The sequence below is a fragment of the Betaproteobacteria bacterium genome (assembly GCA_009377585.1).
Lineage (GTDB): Bacteria > Pseudomonadota > Gammaproteobacteria > Burkholderiales > WYBJ01 > WYBJ01.
In genome coordinates, this window is record WHTS01000138.1 from 1 (window position 1) to 14660 (window position 14660).

General features: G+C 66.6%; 16 protein-coding genes. 3 read left to right on the plus strand and 13 right to left on the minus strand.

Annotated features, from left to right (window positions below):
- Positions 1 to 244 precede the first annotated feature (244 nt).
- The 13 genes from fliR to fliF all read right to left on the minus strand — a co-directional run bounded on the left by fliR (position 245) and on the right by fliF (position 11396).
- Positions 245 to 1021: a flagellar biosynthetic protein FliR gene (gene fliR, locus GEV05_26865; GenBank protein MPZ46937.1), complete on the minus strand. Its 777-nt coding sequence runs from the start codon at positions 1019 to 1021 to the stop codon at positions 245 to 247.
- A gap of 13 nt (positions 1022 to 1034) precedes the next feature.
- Entirely contained in the window at positions 1035 to 1304 is a 270-nt protein-coding gene (gene fliQ, locus GEV05_26870; protein MPZ46938.1) for a flagellar biosynthesis protein FliQ, read from the minus strand.
- A complete protein-coding gene (fliP, locus tag GEV05_26875; GenBank protein ID MPZ46939.1) occupies positions 1301 to 2053 on the minus strand; it encodes a flagellar type III secretion system pore protein FliP in 753 nt (250 codons plus the stop codon). Before fliP ends, fliQ begins: the two co-directional genes overlap by 4 nt.
- Positions 2043 to 2465: a flagellar biosynthetic protein FliO gene (gene fliO, locus GEV05_26880; protein ID MPZ46940.1), complete on the minus strand. Its 423-nt coding sequence runs from the start codon at positions 2463 to 2465 to the stop codon at positions 2043 to 2045. The genes fliP and fliO overlap by 11 nt, the downstream gene beginning before the upstream one ends.
- Complete coding sequence (gene fliN, locus GEV05_26885) at positions 2462 to 2914, minus strand: flagellar motor switch protein FliN (GenBank protein MPZ46941.1); 453 nt, start codon at positions 2912 to 2914, stop codon at positions 2462 to 2464. The genes fliO and fliN overlap by 4 nt, the downstream gene beginning before the upstream one ends.
- Before the next feature lie 12 nt (positions 2915 to 2926).
- Positions 2927 to 3907, minus strand: coding sequence for a flagellar motor switch protein FliM (gene fliM, locus GEV05_26890; GenBank protein ID MPZ46942.1), 981 nt, complete (start codon positions 3905 to 3907; stop codon positions 2927 to 2929).
- A 45-nt stretch (positions 3908 to 3952) separates the two neighbouring features.
- Positions 3953 to 4561, minus strand: a complete 609-nt coding sequence (gene fliL / locus GEV05_26895; protein ID MPZ46943.1) for a flagellar basal body-associated protein FliL — start codon at positions 4559 to 4561, stop codon at positions 3953 to 3955.
- 145 nt (positions 4562 to 4706) lie between these two features.
- On the minus strand, positions 4707 to 5732 hold the full coding sequence (locus tag GEV05_26900) for a hypothetical protein (protein ID MPZ46944.1): 1026 nt from the start codon (positions 5730 to 5732) through the stop codon (positions 4707 to 4709).
- 67 nt (positions 5733 to 5799) lie between these two features.
- Complete coding sequence (fliJ, locus tag GEV05_26905) at positions 5800 to 6348, minus strand: flagellar export protein FliJ (GenBank protein ID MPZ46945.1); 549 nt, start codon at positions 6346 to 6348, stop codon at positions 5800 to 5802.
- Positions 6299 to 7711, minus strand: coding sequence for a flagellar protein export ATPase FliI (fliI, locus tag GEV05_26910; protein ID MPZ46946.1), 1413 nt, complete (start codon positions 7709 to 7711; stop codon positions 6299 to 6301). Before fliI ends, fliJ begins: the two co-directional genes overlap by 50 nt.
- A gap of 334 nt (positions 7712 to 8045) precedes the next feature.
- On the minus strand, positions 8046 to 8648 hold the full coding sequence (locus GEV05_26915) for a hypothetical protein (protein MPZ46947.1): 603 nt from the start codon (positions 8646 to 8648) through the stop codon (positions 8046 to 8048).
- A 125-nt stretch (positions 8649 to 8773) separates the two neighbouring features.
- Positions 8774 to 9766, minus strand: coding sequence for a flagellar motor switch protein FliG (fliG, locus tag GEV05_26920; GenBank protein MPZ46948.1), 993 nt, complete (start codon positions 9764 to 9766; stop codon positions 8774 to 8776).
- The gene (gene fliF, locus GEV05_26925; GenBank protein MPZ46949.1) at positions 9759 to 11396 is read right to left on the minus strand and encodes a flagellar basal body M-ring protein FliF; all 1638 of its coding nucleotides are present in this window, start codon (positions 11394 to 11396) and stop codon (positions 9759 to 9761) included. Before fliF ends, fliG begins: the two co-directional genes overlap by 8 nt.
- A gap of 147 nt (positions 11397 to 11543) precedes the next feature.
- On the opposite strand from fliF, the gene GEV05_26930 reads away from it, so the two are divergent.
- The 3 genes from GEV05_26930 to fliE are packed head-to-tail and all read left to right on the plus strand — an operon-like array spanning position 11544 to position 14570.
- Positions 11544 to 12905, plus strand: a complete 1362-nt coding sequence (locus tag GEV05_26930; GenBank protein ID MPZ46950.1) for a PAS domain-containing protein — start codon at positions 11544 to 11546, stop codon at positions 12903 to 12905.
- Positions 12906 to 12907: 2 nt separating this feature from the next.
- Positions 12908 to 14203 carry a response regulator gene (locus tag GEV05_26935; protein ID MPZ46951.1) on the plus strand — a complete coding sequence of 432 codons (1296 nt, stop codon included), beginning with the start codon at positions 12908 to 12910 and terminating at the stop codon, positions 14201 to 14203.
- A 40-nt stretch (positions 14204 to 14243) separates the two neighbouring features.
- Entirely contained in the window at positions 14244 to 14570 is a 327-nt protein-coding gene (fliE, locus tag GEV05_26940) for a flagellar hook-basal body complex protein FliE (GenBank protein MPZ46952.1), read from the plus strand.
- The last annotated feature ends 90 nt before the right edge of the window (positions 14571 to 14660 follow it).

Genomic DNA, 14660 nt, shown 5'->3' on the forward strand with positions numbered 1-14660 from the left:
CACGTTGTGCCGCCGCAGCCAGACCCACCATCTGAGCTGGACCCGTATGCGCCGGCTCATCGCGCACTGGTTGCCTCCCGCACGCATCTGCCACCCTTACCCCAACCAGCGTCTGATCGTCACGACCCAAGGCAGGAGCCGTATGCGGTAATCCCGCTCGTACGGATCTGTGGAGGGGGTGATGGGTGACCGTCATTCCTACTCCGACTCTGGCGTGGTGTGATTCGCAGCGGGACCGCGGCGCTCAGCGCGCCGGAAGATTGGTGACGAAGATGAAGGCCTGGTCGAGCGTGCGCTCGAACAGTGGCCCGAAGTAGGGCAGGGTCAGGATGAGCGCGCCGAAGCCGATCGCGATCGTGAGCGGAAATCCCACCGCGAAGATATTGAGCTGCGGCGCGGCGCGGGTGAGCACGCCGAGCGCCAGGGTCACCACCAGCATCGTGACGATGAGCGGCAGTGCCAGCTGCAGGCCGGCCACGAAAACGATCGCGCCGTGGCGTGAGAGCGCTTCGAACAGATTTGCCCCGAGCGGCGCTGCGGCGATGGGCAGGGTGCGAAAGCTGTCGGCCAGCGCGGAGATGATCATCAGGTGGCCGTTGATGGCGAGAAACACCAGGGTCGCGAGCAGGCCCATGAACTGGCCGACGATCGGCGTGTGCTGGACGTTGCCGGGATCGTAGAACATCGCGAACCCAAGCCCCATCTGCAGTCCGATCAGGTCCCCCGCCATTTCGACAGCGACGAAGACCAGCCGCAAAACGAAACCGATCGCAAGGCCGATCACGATCTGCGTGGCGAGGATGAGCATGCCTGCAGCCGAGGTCGGTGCGATCGCGGGCGGCGCGGGCAGCGTCGGCACGAGCACGAGCACGATGCCGATGGCGAGCCCGATGCGGATGCGGGCCGGTATGTGCGTCTGGCCGAGAACGGGCGCCGCGGCCAGAACGGCGAGCACCCGCGTGAGCGGCCAGATCAGCGCCGTGAGCCAGGCATCGAGCTGGGCCGAGGTGACCGTGATCAAGGTGCGAGGCCGCTCAGCCGATGAGCGTCGGGATGCTGGTGATCAGCCGGCGCATGTAGTCGGTCATCACGGTGATGATCCAGGGCCCCGAGATCAGCAGCGCGGCGAAGATCGCCACCAGCTTCGGGATGAACGAAAGCGTCATCTCGTTGATCTGCGTGGCGGCCTGGAAGACGCTCACGACGAGGCCGACGACCAGCGCCGAGATCAGCAGCGGCGCCGAGATCATGAGCGTCAGCTCCAGCGCATTCTGGCCCAGGGCCATTACGGTTTGGGGATTCATTGCGCGAAACTCTGCGCCAGCGAACCGAGCAAAATGTTCCACCCGTCCACCAGCACGAACAGCATCAGCTTGAACGGCAGCGCAATGAGCGCGGGCGACACCATCATCATGCCCATCGACATCAGCACCGATGCGACCACCATGTCGATGATGAGAAACGGGATGAAGACGAGGAACCCGATCTGGAACGCCGTCTTCAGCTCGCTCGTCACGTAGGCCGGCACCAGCACGGTGAAGGGCACGTCCTCGGGCCTCTCGACGTCCTGGCGCCCGGAGAGCTTGAGGAACAGGCCCAGGTCGGCCTGGCGCGTCTGATGCATCATGAATCCGCGCAGGGGCTGCGCGCCCTTTTGCAGCGCCTCGTTGAATTCGATCTTTTCCTCCGAGTACGGCACCCAGGCTTCGTTGTAGATGCGCTCGAGCACTGGCGCCATGACGAACAGCGTCAGGAACAGCGCCAGGCCGATCAGCACCTGGTTGGGCGGCGAGGTCGGCGTCCCGAGCGCCTGGCGCAGCAGCGAAAGCACGATGATGATGCGCGTGAAGCCGGTCATGAGCAGCAGCAGCGCGGGCAGAAAGGTGAGAGCGGTCAGCGTCAGGAGCGTCTGAATGCTCAGGGTGTACGACTGGCCGCCGCCGGCTGTCGGCGTGGAGGTGAAAGCCGGGATGCCGGCGTTCTGGCTGAAGGCGAGCTCCGGAAGCATCGCCAGCACGACGCCGGCGATGGCGAGAACGAGATTACGGGGCATGGGTACGGTCCGTGAAACGCTGCAGCCACTGTGCGAACTGCGGGGCAGCCATGGAAGAAGGTGCGACGGGCAGATCGCCCTTGGGCATCGTGGCCAGGCTTCGCACCTGTCCGGGCGCGACGCCGACGAGTATCCAGGTGCCGGAGACCTCCAGCAGCACCACGCGCTCGCGCGTGCCGACCGAAGCCGTGCCGATTGTCCTGATCGCCTGGTTCGAAAGTCCCGGCACGCGGCCGATACGGCGCAGCGCCCAGGCCGCGGCCATGACGAGCGCGAGCACCAGCAGCAATCCGGCGAAAACCTGCAGCAGGCTGCCGGCGCTCATCGGGCTCGCCGGGTCCTGTGCCGCAGCCGGCAACGCGGCCAGCGCAGCGGCGCAGCCGGCAAGCCAGCGTGGCATCGGCCGGGTCACTTGCCGAGCCTCTTCATGCGCTCGCTGGGCGTGATGACGTCGGTCAGGCGAATGCCGAACTTTTCGTTCACGACCACGACTTCGCCTTGCGCGATCAGGCAGCCGTTCACCAGCACATCCATCGGCTCGCCGGCGAGGCCGTCGAGCTCCACGACCGAGCCTTGCGCGAGTTGCAGGAGGCTGCGAATGGCAAGCTTGGTGCGGCCCAGCTCGACGGTGAGCTGAACCGGGATGTCGAGCACCAGATCGATATCGTTTCGCGTCGGTGTCCGCGCGCCCGACCCGCTGAATTGCTCGAATACCGCCGGGTTGGGCGCACGCGCTTCGTGAGCCTGCTCGAACGCGCCGTCGACATCGGCATTGGTGTCGGCATTGGCCGCATTCTGTTCGTTCAGGGCGGCGGCCCAGTCGTCGGTGCTGATGGCCTGATCGGTAGCGAGCTCTGACATGGGTTCCCTCCGTTAGCTTTCCTGGCTGTGCGAGATCATGCGGCTCACCCGCACCGCGTACTGGCCGTTCGAGACGCCGCAGCGGCATTCGAGCACCGGGACGCCGTCCACTTCGGCCTGCATCGTCTCCGGCACGTCGATCCCGATCACGTCGCCCGCCTGCATGTTCAGAATCTGCTCGAGCGTGATCGCCGAGTGTCCGAGCTTCACGATCAGCTCCACTTCGGCATTCTGCACTTCGCGCTGCAGCTGTTTGAACCAGCGCTTGTCGGTCTCGTGCGTGTCGGCCTGCATGGCGCTGTAGAGCACATCGCGCAGCGGCTCGAGCGAGGTCCAGGGAATGCAGATGTGCATCTCGCCGCCCGCGGAGCCGAATTCGATGTTGAGCGTGGTTACCACCACGACGTCGTTGGGTGTCGCGATGCTGGCGAATTGCGTGTTCATCTCCGAGCGCAGGTACTCGAGCTTGATCTCGTGCACCGGCTTCCAGCTCTTCTCGTACTCCTCGAACACGAGCTCGAGCATGCGCTGGATGATGCGCATCTCGGTCTGGGTGAAGTCGCGGCCCTCGACGCGGGAAAGGAACTGGCCGCTGCCACCGAACAGACTGTCGATCGCGAGGAACACCAGGTTGGGATCGAAGATGAACAACGACGTGCCGCGCAGCGGCCGCACCTGCACCAGGTTCAGGTTGGTCGGAACGACCAGGTTGCGTACGAAGTCGCTGAACTTCTGCACCCGCGGCGGGGACACGGTCACGTCGGCGCTGCGGCGCAGGAAATTGAACAGCGCGACGCGCAGCTGGCGGGCGAAGCGCTCGTTGACCATCTCGAAGGCCGGCATGCGCGCGCGCACGATGCGCTCTTCGGTGGCGATGTTGTAGGGGCGCACACCGCCTTCGGACGCAGGCTCCGGGGCAACCTCGTCGGCTTCGCCCGACACGCCTTTCAGCAAGGCGTCGACTTCGTCCTGGGAGAGAAATTCCTTGCTCATGGCGTCGGTGACCTTACGCGGATGCTCGCTGCGAATCGCGCAGGGCTACTGGACGATGAAGTGGGTGAAGAAAACCGCAAGGACGCGCCTCGGCAGCTCTTCCTTCCCCTCGGGCTCTTCCTGCGCCGTTGCTTTCGCCTTCTTGCCCTTCTTCGCCGTCTTCGCGTCGTCGTTCTTGTTCTTCGCCTTCTTGGCCTTGGTTTTCATCGGCGGCAGCGTGGCTTCGACTGCCCGCACGATCTCCTCCGTCAGCTTGTTCTTGCCTTCGAGCGAGCTCAACTCCGAGGGCTTCTTGCTGGAGAGCAGGAACAGCAGGCGGCTGCGCACTTCGGGCATCTGCGCCTTGATGGCGTCGGCGATCTCCAGCTCGGAGACCTTGAGCGTCAGCGCAGTTTGCAGGAACTGCTGGCCTTCCTCGGGCTGAAGATTGACCGTGAACTGCTCCAGCGGCAGGAAGATCGAAGGCTTGGCTTCGATCTCTTCCGCCTCCGCGTCATCGCCGTGAGACTGGCTCAGGAACCACCATGCGCCGGCGCCGCCCGCGGCGAGCAGCACGACCGCGAGCACGACGATCAGCAGCAGATTGCTCTTCTTTTTGGGCGCGCTGGCAGGCGCTTCTACGGGCGCCTTGGCGGCTGCGGCGGATGTGGCCATGCGAACTCCTTCGTCGGTGGACGAAGGCGATTATGCGAGCAGGCAGCCGCGATTCATGCGGCAAAAAGACCCGCGTATGCGGGGTATCTTCGGATTTGTGCCCGAGGCTCGAGCCCCGCATGCAAGACGCCGAGCGCTCGCGCTCTCAGGCGAAGAGATCGACCAGGCCGCGGCGCACGGCGCCGGCGATCGGCGTCTGCGTCCATTCGGGTTCGACGCGCTCGGCGCCGTTGCGATAGCCGTTGCGGCCTTCGCCGGCGCCGGAGTGCTGTGCGGTTTGCTCGCGGAACGATTCGGCGCTGACCGACGTCTGCCCCAGCTGGACGCCGGCTTGCGCCATCGATTCGCGCAGGCGCTCGATAGCCGCTTCGATCGCGCTTCGCACCTCGGCATGCGCAGATGCGAACTGCACCACGGCGTCGTCGCCGGAGATAAGCAAGCGCACCTCCACGGGGCCGAGCTCGGGCGGATTGATCCGCAGCTCCGCGACCTGCGCATCCTTGCCCACCATCCACACCACTTGCTGCGACAAGGCTTGGGCGAAGTCCGGGCCGTCCACCGGCGCGCCCACTTCCAGCATCGCGCTCGGTTGGGTGGGCGAGAGCTTTTCCGTAGCGCCCAGGTGCAGCAGGTGTCCCAGCGAAGCGGAGGGCTCGGCAGGAGCGCCGTGCGCGGCGTCGGCTGCGACGGTCACCCCCAAAGGATCATGCTCGAGCAACTTCGACAGCTCGGTCTGCGCAGCGGCGCCGGCAAGGGTTGCCGCCTCGGCGGCAATGTCGAGGGTGTGTTTGCCGGTCGCCGCTGTCATCGCAACGGCAGTGCCGGTCGCATCGGACAGCACTTCGGCAGCCAGGTCGTTCGAAGCGCTCGGCGCATGTGCGATGACCGCGCTATGAAGTGCGATCGGCAGCGCGGCAAGCGCCGCGGCGCCTGCGTCGGTGAAAGCTTCGCTGCCATCGAGTTCTCCTGCCTGGCCAGCGGTTTGCACTGCGGCTGGCGGCACGGGCAGGACGCTCGCAAGGTCCTGCTGCGGCATCAGGCCGGCAGCCAGCAGCGTTGCAAAGTCCGGCGCCGCCGCCTCGCCGCCCGCGTCCAGCGCGCTCGGATCGGCGCCGTTCGCGCCGGGGTTCGCGATCGTGGTCGCGGGCAGTACCAGGGAAAGGGCATCCATGCCGGTCTCCGTTCGAGTTTGCGGCTAGTCGAGCAAGGGATGTGCCATCGTGCGCATCCCGTCCGCGCTAGCGCGGCCGCTGCAAGGCGGCGTTGCGGGAGTAGATGCTCGAGGCGCGGTCGTCGGTCTCGCGCTGCTCGCGCCGCGCTGCCACGTTCTGTTGGCTGCGTTCATGCCGATCGGCCAGCACGCCATAGGCCTTGAGCTTGCGCTGGTTCTCCTGCCATTGCTCCTGCGCCTGCCGCGCGGATTCGCGTGCGGCATCGGCCTGAGCACGAGCGGCTTCGATGCCGGCCTCGAGCTTGGCGAGGAAAAGGTGAAAGTTGCGCCAGCCGCCGCTGTCGATGCCGCTCGCAACCGAGTCGCGGAACTTCGCCTGGTACTCGGCGCGGTAGTCGAGCAGCGTCTTCAGCTTCCGGTCGGCGTCCATCAGCGCCTGCATGGCCTGGCCGAGGCGCAGCGTGGCCGCGTCGGCGCCGTTGCGCGCGAGGTCCATGACGGGTTGGAGGGGAAACCGCGTGCTCATGGGCTGCTCCGGTGGTCGTTTTTTTCGCTCGCCACGCGAATCAGGCGGCCGTGCCGAACAGCTGGTCGAGGGCGGCGATGCTGTCCGCATAGCTCTCGCGCTCGTTCATGCCTTGCACGAGAAAGGCTTCCAGGCGCGGATAGAGGTTCACCGCCTGGTCGAGCAGCGGGTCGCTGCCCGGCGAATAGGCGCCGATGCTGATGAGGTCGCGCGAGCGCTCGTAACGCGCGTACAGGCGCTTGAAGCGGCGCGTAAACTCGAAGTGTCCCGGATCGATCAGCGAGGTCATGGCGCGGCTGATGGAGGCCTCGATGTCGATCGCCGGATAGTGCCCTTGCTCGGCCAATCCGCGCGAGAGCACGATATGGCCGTCGAGGATGGCGCGCGCCGCATCCGCAATCGGATCCTGCTGATCGTCGCCTTCGGTGAGCACGGTATAGAACGCGGTGATCGAGCCGCCGCCCTGCGGGCCGTTGCCGGTGCGCTCCACCAGCTGCGGCAGCTTCGCGAACACCGACGGCGGATAGCCCTTCGTGGCCGGCGGCTCGCCGATCGCGAGCGCGATCTCGCGTTGCGCCATCGCGTAGCGCGTGAGCGAATCCATGATGAGCAGCACGTGCTTGCCGTGGTCGCGGAAGTACTCGGCGATCGCAGTGGCGTAGGCGGCGCCTTGCATGCGCATGAGCGGGCTCACGTCGGCCGGTGCCGCGACCACCACCGAGCGCTGCAGGCCTTCCTGGCCGAGGATGTTCTCGATGAATTCCTTCACTTCGCGCCCACGCTCGCCGATGAGACCCACCACGATCACTTCCGCGGCGGTGAAGCGGGCCATCATGCCGAGCAGCACGCTCTTGCCCACGCCGCTGCCCGCGAACAGCCCCATGCGCTGGCCGCGTCCTACGCTCAGCATCGCGTTGATGGCGCGTACGCCAACGTCGAGCGGGTACGTGATGGGCGCGCGTTCCAAGGGATTGAACGGACGGTTGTGCAGCGAGACGTGGTGGTCGCAGTTGAGCGGCCCGAGCGAGTCCAGCGGACGCCCGGCGCTGTCGAGCACGCGGCCAAGCAAGCCGGGGCCGACCGGGACGTGTTTGGCATGGTCCGAGGCGCGCCGGCGCGGTCTCGGCGCGCCGCCCGGGCGCGTCGGTACCGCCTTGGCTTCGGTCTGCATGACGCGCGCTCCGGGGGTGAGCCCGTGCACGTCGTTGGTCGGCATGAGAAAGAGCCGGTCGTCGGAGAAGCCGACGACTTCGGCTTCGACGCTGTTGCCGTTGGGCAGGCATACCGTGCAGCAGCTGCCGACCGCGAGGCGCAGCCCCACCGCCTCCATCACGAGTCCCGTGACCTTGGTCAGACGGCCCGAGACCGAGACCGGTTTCACGCTCGTGGCGACCTCCGCGCAGTCGTGCAGATAGCTGCGCCAACGGCCCGTCAGGTTCGGGTTGTCGCTCATGCAGCCGCCTCCGAATGGTCATCGAGTCGCGAACGCCAAGCCGTCGGCGCCTGGCGTCGATTCGCTTTGCGGTCGATCCCCGCAAGCGGGGCCCCTCGCCCGGGAAGCTCACGCCGCCCCTCCGAACGGTCATCGAGTCGCGAACGCCAAGGTGTCGGCGGCCTCGTGGCAGTTCGCTTTGCGGTCGATCCCCGCAAGCGGGCACCTCCGAACCGGTTAATGCAAACGAACCGCCAAGTCGTCGGTGCCCGGCACCACTCGCTTTGCGGTCGATCCCCACTGCGTGGGGCCCCTCGCCCGGGAAACTCATGTCGCCGCCCCTCGCCCGGGAAGCTCATGCCACCCACTCGTGGTCCTGCGCCAGCGCGGCGCTCAGCTTCTGCCAGCGGGTTTGCAGGGTCGCATCGATCTCGCCGGCGGAGGTTTCGATCCGGCAGCCCCCGCGCAGCAGGCTCGCGTCTTCGACCACGATCCAGTCGGCGCCCAGCTCCTGTTCGAGATGCGCGCGCAGCAGTGCCGCGTCCTCCGGGTGCAGCCGCAGCCGCGTGCCCTGGCTGAACGGCGGCACGTCAGCGATCGACTCGCGCACGATCGCTGCGACCAGCTCGGGATGAACGGCAAGCGACTCGCGCACCAGCGACCGGGCGAGCGCGAGCGCCAGGCGCACCAAGTCCTCCGCGATGCGCTGTTCGAGGCCGGTGGTTTCGTGTCGCACCGTTTCGATCAGCTGCGCAAGCCGGGCCGCCTCGGTCTGCGCGCGCGCAGCGCCTTGCGCGTAGCCCGCGTCGTAGCCCTGCTGGTAAGCCTGCTGATTGAGCGCCTTGATGCGGTCCGCGTCTTCCTGCGCGCGTGCCTGCTTGTTGCCACCGCCTTCGAGGCTCTTCAACTGCCACGGGCGGTAGCCGCCACTACGGTCCTTCGGTATGAAGCTGCTCATGCTCTTGTGGGGGCGAGGCCCCGGTTGCGGATTCGATTGCCGGCGCAGCAGCGCTTGGTACCCATCGGGTTACCGTTGGCTGCGAACGACGTCATTGCCGTGACTACGGTAGGACACTAAGTTGCTCACACATACGCATCGTCGCCCTTGCCGCCGAGGACGACCTGGCCTTCTTCGGCAAGGCGGCGCACGATGCCGAGGATCTCTTTTTGTTCCTTTTCCACTTCGGACAGCTTCACCGGCCCCTTGGCTTCGAGGTCCTCGCGCAGCATGTCGGCGGCGCGGTTCGACATGTTCTTGAAGACTTTCTCGCGCAGGTCCTGGCTCGCGCCCTTGAGCGCCACGATGAGCGATTCGGATTGCACTTCGCGCAGCATCGTCTGCACGGCGCGATCGTCCAGGTTCAGCAAGTCCTCGAACACGAACATCTCGTCGAGGATCTGCTGCGCGAGCTCCGAGTTGCTGTCGCGTACGGCTTCCATGATCTGGTTGCTCTGCGCGGTCGGCAGGAAGTTGAGGATCTCGGCGGCGGCCCGCACGCCGCCCAGCGAGCTCTTCTGCAGGCTGTCCGCACCGGCCAGCACTTCGGCGAGCGCATCGTTCAGCTCCTTCAGCGCCGAGGGCTGAATACCGTCCAGGGTCGCAATGCGAAGCGTCACGTCCGCGCGCATCCGCTCGTGGAACTTGGAAAGGATTTCCGACGCCTGGTCCTGATCCAGATGCACCAGGATGGTCGCGATGATCTGCGGGTGCTCGTTGCTGATGAGCTGCGCGATCGTGGCCGAGTCGAGCCACTTCAGCTTCTCGATGCCCGAGGTGTCGCCGCCTTGCAGGATGCGCTCGATGATGACCGCCGACTTGTCGCCCAGGGCCTTGACCAGGACGCTGCGCAGGTACTCGCGCGCCTCCAGCACCACGCCCGACTGCTCGCCCGCTTCGCTGCAGAAGCGGCTGACGATGCCGCCGACGTGCTCGCGCGAGATGCTCTTCAGGCTCGCCATGGCGCGGCCGATCTTCTGCACCTCGCGCGGCGCAAGGAACTTGAAGACCTCGGCCGCTTCGTCCTCCCCGAGCGACATGAGCAACACGGCACTGCGCTGGATGCCGTCGCTATCCATCATTGGCGACCCATCCTCTGACGACGTTGGCGACCAGCTTCGGGTCCTGGCGCGCGATCTGCTTCGCGGTTTGCAGGTTGGCTTCGTAAGTCGCCGAAATTCTCTGCGGCTTCTCGGTCTCGTCCTCGACTGCGGCGAGGAGCTGCGGTTGCGCCGGCGGCACAGCGAAGCTCTTCAGCATCGGGCGCAGCACGCCCAGAACAAGATACAGAGCGATGCCGGCGATCAGCAGATTGCGCCCGATCTCCTTGGCCGAATCGATGATCTCGGGGTCCTTCCACAACGGTGCTTCCTCGATCGGCTCGGGCGTGGTGCGGGTGAAGGGCGCGTTCACCAGATTCAAGGTGTCGCGCTCGTCCTTGAAGCCGACCACGTGCTTGACGAGCTCGGTGATCTGCTTCTTCTCCTCGTCGCTGAGCGGCTTGCTGGTAACCGTGCCTTCCTCGTCCGTGACCTGATGATGATTGACCACCACCGCGAGCGACAGGCGCTTGAGCGTGCCGACCTGCTGAATGATATGGCTGATGTCCTTGTTGAGCTCGTAGTTGGTGGTGGCGTTCTTCTGCTGATTGGTCGGGGCGGCGGCCGGCGGCGTCTGCGCAACCGGGGCGGCAGTCGGCGCCGAGCCGGCGGGGGCCGTCACGGGCGCGGCCGCAGGCTGCGGCGGCTGGTTCGAAGCGGCTCCCGGCACGCCGCCCGCGGCACCACCCGGACCGGACTGAACCGATTGCGAAATGTTGGAGCTTCGTACCGCCGCATTCTCCGGCTGACCGTTCGGGTCGTATTTCTCGGCCACCCGTTCGACGCGCGAGAAGTCGATCTCGGCCGTGACCTGGGCGCGCACGTTGCCGCGGCCGACAATGGGCGTCACGATCGCCTCGATGCGTTTGATGAAATCGCCTTCCACTTCGCGTTTGTATTTGAGCTGCGTGGGATCGAGCCCGTTGGCCTGCACGCCGGGGCTGGAGAGCAGCGCGCCCGACTGATCCACCACAGTGACGTTGCGGGCCGGCAGATCGGAGACGCTGGTGGAGACCAGGTTCACGATCGCGTTCACCTGGTCGGGCTCGAGCGAGCGCCCGGCGCTCAGCTGCAGCACGACCGAGGCGCTGTGCTTGCTCGATTCGCGCATGAACGCCGACGGCCGGTTGAGCGCGAGATGCACGCGCGCGGCCTGCACGTTGGCCAGCGTCTGGATCGAGCGCGCCAGCTCGGTTTCCAGCGCGCGCTGATAGTTCACCTGCTCGACGAAGCTCGAGGTGCCGAACTTCTGGTTGTCGAGCATGCGAAAGCCGTCGCCGCCCGACGCGGATCCGCGCGGCAGATCCTGCGCCGCGAGCTTCATGCGCATCTCGTGCACCTGGTGAGAGGGCACCATGATCGCGCCGCCGACTTCCGAGAAACGGAACGGAACGTTCATCTGGCTCAACGCCGCCACCACCGCCCCGCCGTCGCGATCGCTCAGATTCGAGAACAGCACCCGATAATCGGGGGTCTTGCTCCACATCCACATGCCGCCCAGGACGGCGATCAGCGCCGCCAGCGTGATCAGGTAGCCGATCTTCTGCTGTAGCGGCGCTTCGGTGAAGCCGGCGAAATGTTGCGCCAGCGCTTGCACGGGCGATGCCATTGGAATTGCGCTCCTTGTGACCGAGCTGTTGGTATACGGCGGCGATTATGGGAGAGGCAGCGGCAACGACAAGCGGCAAAAAGAGCCGCCTTTGCCGGGTTTATCGCCCGCTCCTGCAAGCGCGTGCGTTGCTAACCTGCCGCCGTCATGAATCCGCGGGGAATACGAATGGAAAACGGGATGGCACAGGCGGCGCCCGGCGCGCTGCCTGCAAGCAATTCGATGCGCGAGATGCGCGGGCTCACCGATGCCTTCGGTATCTTCGCCGGCGTGGCGCGCCGGGGCTGGACCAAGGCGCGCCCGCAGGTTTCGGCGGGAAGCGAGGAGCGTCGCGACGCCGAGCGGCTGCGTGACGCATTCCACACGTTCGAAGGCGCAGCCAATCGGCTGGAAAGCTCCTACGCGCTGCTGCGCGATCGCGTCGAGGAATTGACGGCGCAACTGGCGCATGCCCACGGCGAGCTCGAACGCGAGTTGCGCGAGAAGCAGGCGCTGGCCGAGCGCCAGGCGGCACTGCTCTCGGCATTGCCGGCCGGGGTGGTGGTGATCGATGCCGAGGGCAACGTGCGCGAAGCCAATCCGGCCGCCCAGAAGCTGCTGGGCGAATCGCTGGTGGGGCGCTCCTGGCAACGCGCTCGGGAGCGCCTGACCACTGCGGACAGCGCATTCGAATGGCTGACGCCCGGAGATGCGCCGCGGCGCATCGATCTCGAGGAGCAGTCGATGGGATCGAGCCGCGGCCGCATCGTGCTGCTGCACGACGTGACCGAGGCGCACGCCGCACGCGAGCGCCTGCAGCGCAACGAACGGCTCGCGGCCATGGGGCAGATGGCGGCCCGGTTCGCGCACCAGCTGCGCACGCCGCTCGCTACCGCGATGCTCTACGCCGATCGGCTCGAGCGCGGGGCGATCGGGGAGAAGGACCGCGCCGATATCGGTAGCCGCATCCTCGCCCGGCTGCGCAACCTCGAGCGCGTGACGCGCGAAATGCTGCGTTTCGTAAGCGGCGAGCGCGCACCCGACAAGACGATCGCGGTCGGGAGCCTCCTGGCCGAGGCGGCGGAAGTGATGACACCACTCATGGCGGTGCGTGGCATTGCGTTCACCTGCGCCGATCATACCGGCGGCGCCATCCTGCACGGTGACCCGCGCGGGCTTTCGGCTGCCCTGTTGAGCTTGCTGGAGAACGCGGCCCAGGCCACGCCGCAGGGCGGCAAGGTACAGGTCGAGGCCATGGCGAACAGCACGCGGGTGCGCATCCGCGTGAGCGACAGCGGCAACGGCATCGAGCCCGACGCGCTGCCACGGTTGTTCGAGCCGTTCTACAGCACGCGCACCGACGGCACCGGCCTCGGGCTCGCGATCGTGAAAAGCGTGGTGGAAGCCCACGGCGGAACCATCGAGGTGGCCTCGGCGCAGAACGCCGGCACCAGCTTCACGCTGATATTGCCGTGTTCGCGCGAGGTGGCGGCGGCGGTGGTGAATCCGTTGCAACGGGAGGCCGCGTGAGCATGGCGACGGTGCTGGTGGTGGAAGACGATCGTGAATTGCTGGAAGCGATCTGCACGACGCTCGAGCTCGACGGCATTCCGGCGCTGGGGGCTTGCGATGGCGCCAGCGGGCTCGACCTGCTGGAGTCGGCGGACATCGGCTTGGTGCTCTCGGACGTGGGCATGATGCCGATGGATGGGCTCGCGCTGCTCGCCGAGGTGCGCCGGCGCCGCCCCGATCTGCCGGTGGTCCTGATGACCGCTTACGGCGTGGTCGAGCAGGCGGTCGAAGCGATGCGCGCGGGCGCTGCCGACTACCTCACGAAGCCGATCGAGGCGAGAGCGCTGGTGGCGCTCGCCCGGCGCCTGACCACGTCGGTCCCAACCGAGATTTCGAACGGCTTGGTGGCGGAGGATTCGCTCACGCGCGAATTGCTCCGGCTCGCCGCGCGTGTCGCGCAATCGGCCGCCACGGTGCTGCTGACCGGCGAATCGGGTAGCGGCAAGGAGGTGTTCGCGCGCTTCGTGCACGACAATTCGCCGCGTGCTGGCGGTGCGTTCATCGCGATCAATTGCGCGGCGATTCCGGAGAACCTGCTGGAAGCCACGCTGTTCGGTTACGAGCGCGGCGCCTTCACCGGCGCGCACGCGTCCCAGCCCGGCAAGTTCGAGCAGGCCAATGGCGGCACCCTGCTGCTGGACGAGATCTCCGAGATGCCACTCGCGCTGCAGGCGAAGCTGCTGCGCGTGCTGCAGGAGCGCGAAGTGGAGCGGGTCGGCGGCCGCAAGCCGATCGCGCTCGACATGCGCATTCTCGCCACCACCAACCGGGATCTCGCCGACATGGTGCGCGACGGTCGCTTCCGCGAGGATTTGTTCTACCGCTTGAACGTCTTTCCGCTGCGTGTGCCGCCGCTACGCGAACGCCCGCGCGACATCTTGCCGCTCGCGAGGCACTTCGCTGCCCGGATCGCGCCTGCGCGCCAGCCGCGCTATTCCGCCGAGGCCGAGGCGGTGCTGCGCTCGCATTCGTGGCCGGGCAACGTGCGCGAGCTGGAGAACACGGTGCAGCGCGCGCTCATTCTCGCCAGCGGCGAGGCGATCGCGGGCTGCGACATCGTCCTGTCGACCACAACGCCGCGCGCGAGCGCCAGCGACGGGCCGGTTACCGATATCAAGTCGCTGGAGCGCGACCACATCCTGACGACGCTCAAGGAAGTCAACGGCTCGCGCAAGCTCGCGGTGCAGCGCCTCGGGATCAGCGAGCGCACGCTGCGCTACAAGCTGCAGCAGTACCGGCTGGAGGGCGTGCTATGACCAGGCAATGGATACAAGCGAACGGGGTGCCGACATGGATCTGAGCAACAAGGTCGACCAACTGCTGGGCCAGATGCGCGCGGCGCAGGGCCTTGCCGCCAAGATCGGGGCGCGCATCGGCGCCGAAGCCCCGGAGGCGGCCAAGCCCGACTTCGCCGCCTTCCTCAAATCCTCCATCGACCAGGTGAACTCGGTGCAGAAGCAGGCCGAGTCGATGGCGGTCGCGTTCGAGACCGGCGCGAAGGACGTTCAACTGCACGACGTGATGATCTCGCTTTCCAAGGCGAACGTGTCGTTCACGCAGATGGTGCAGGTTCGCAATCGGCTGGTTTCGGCGTATCACGACATCATGAACATGCAGGTCTAGTGTGGTGAATCTTGAATTCGTCGTAATTCGTCATTCCCGCGCACGCGGGAATCCAGGACGAGACTCCGCCTGGACCCCCGCGTTCGCGGG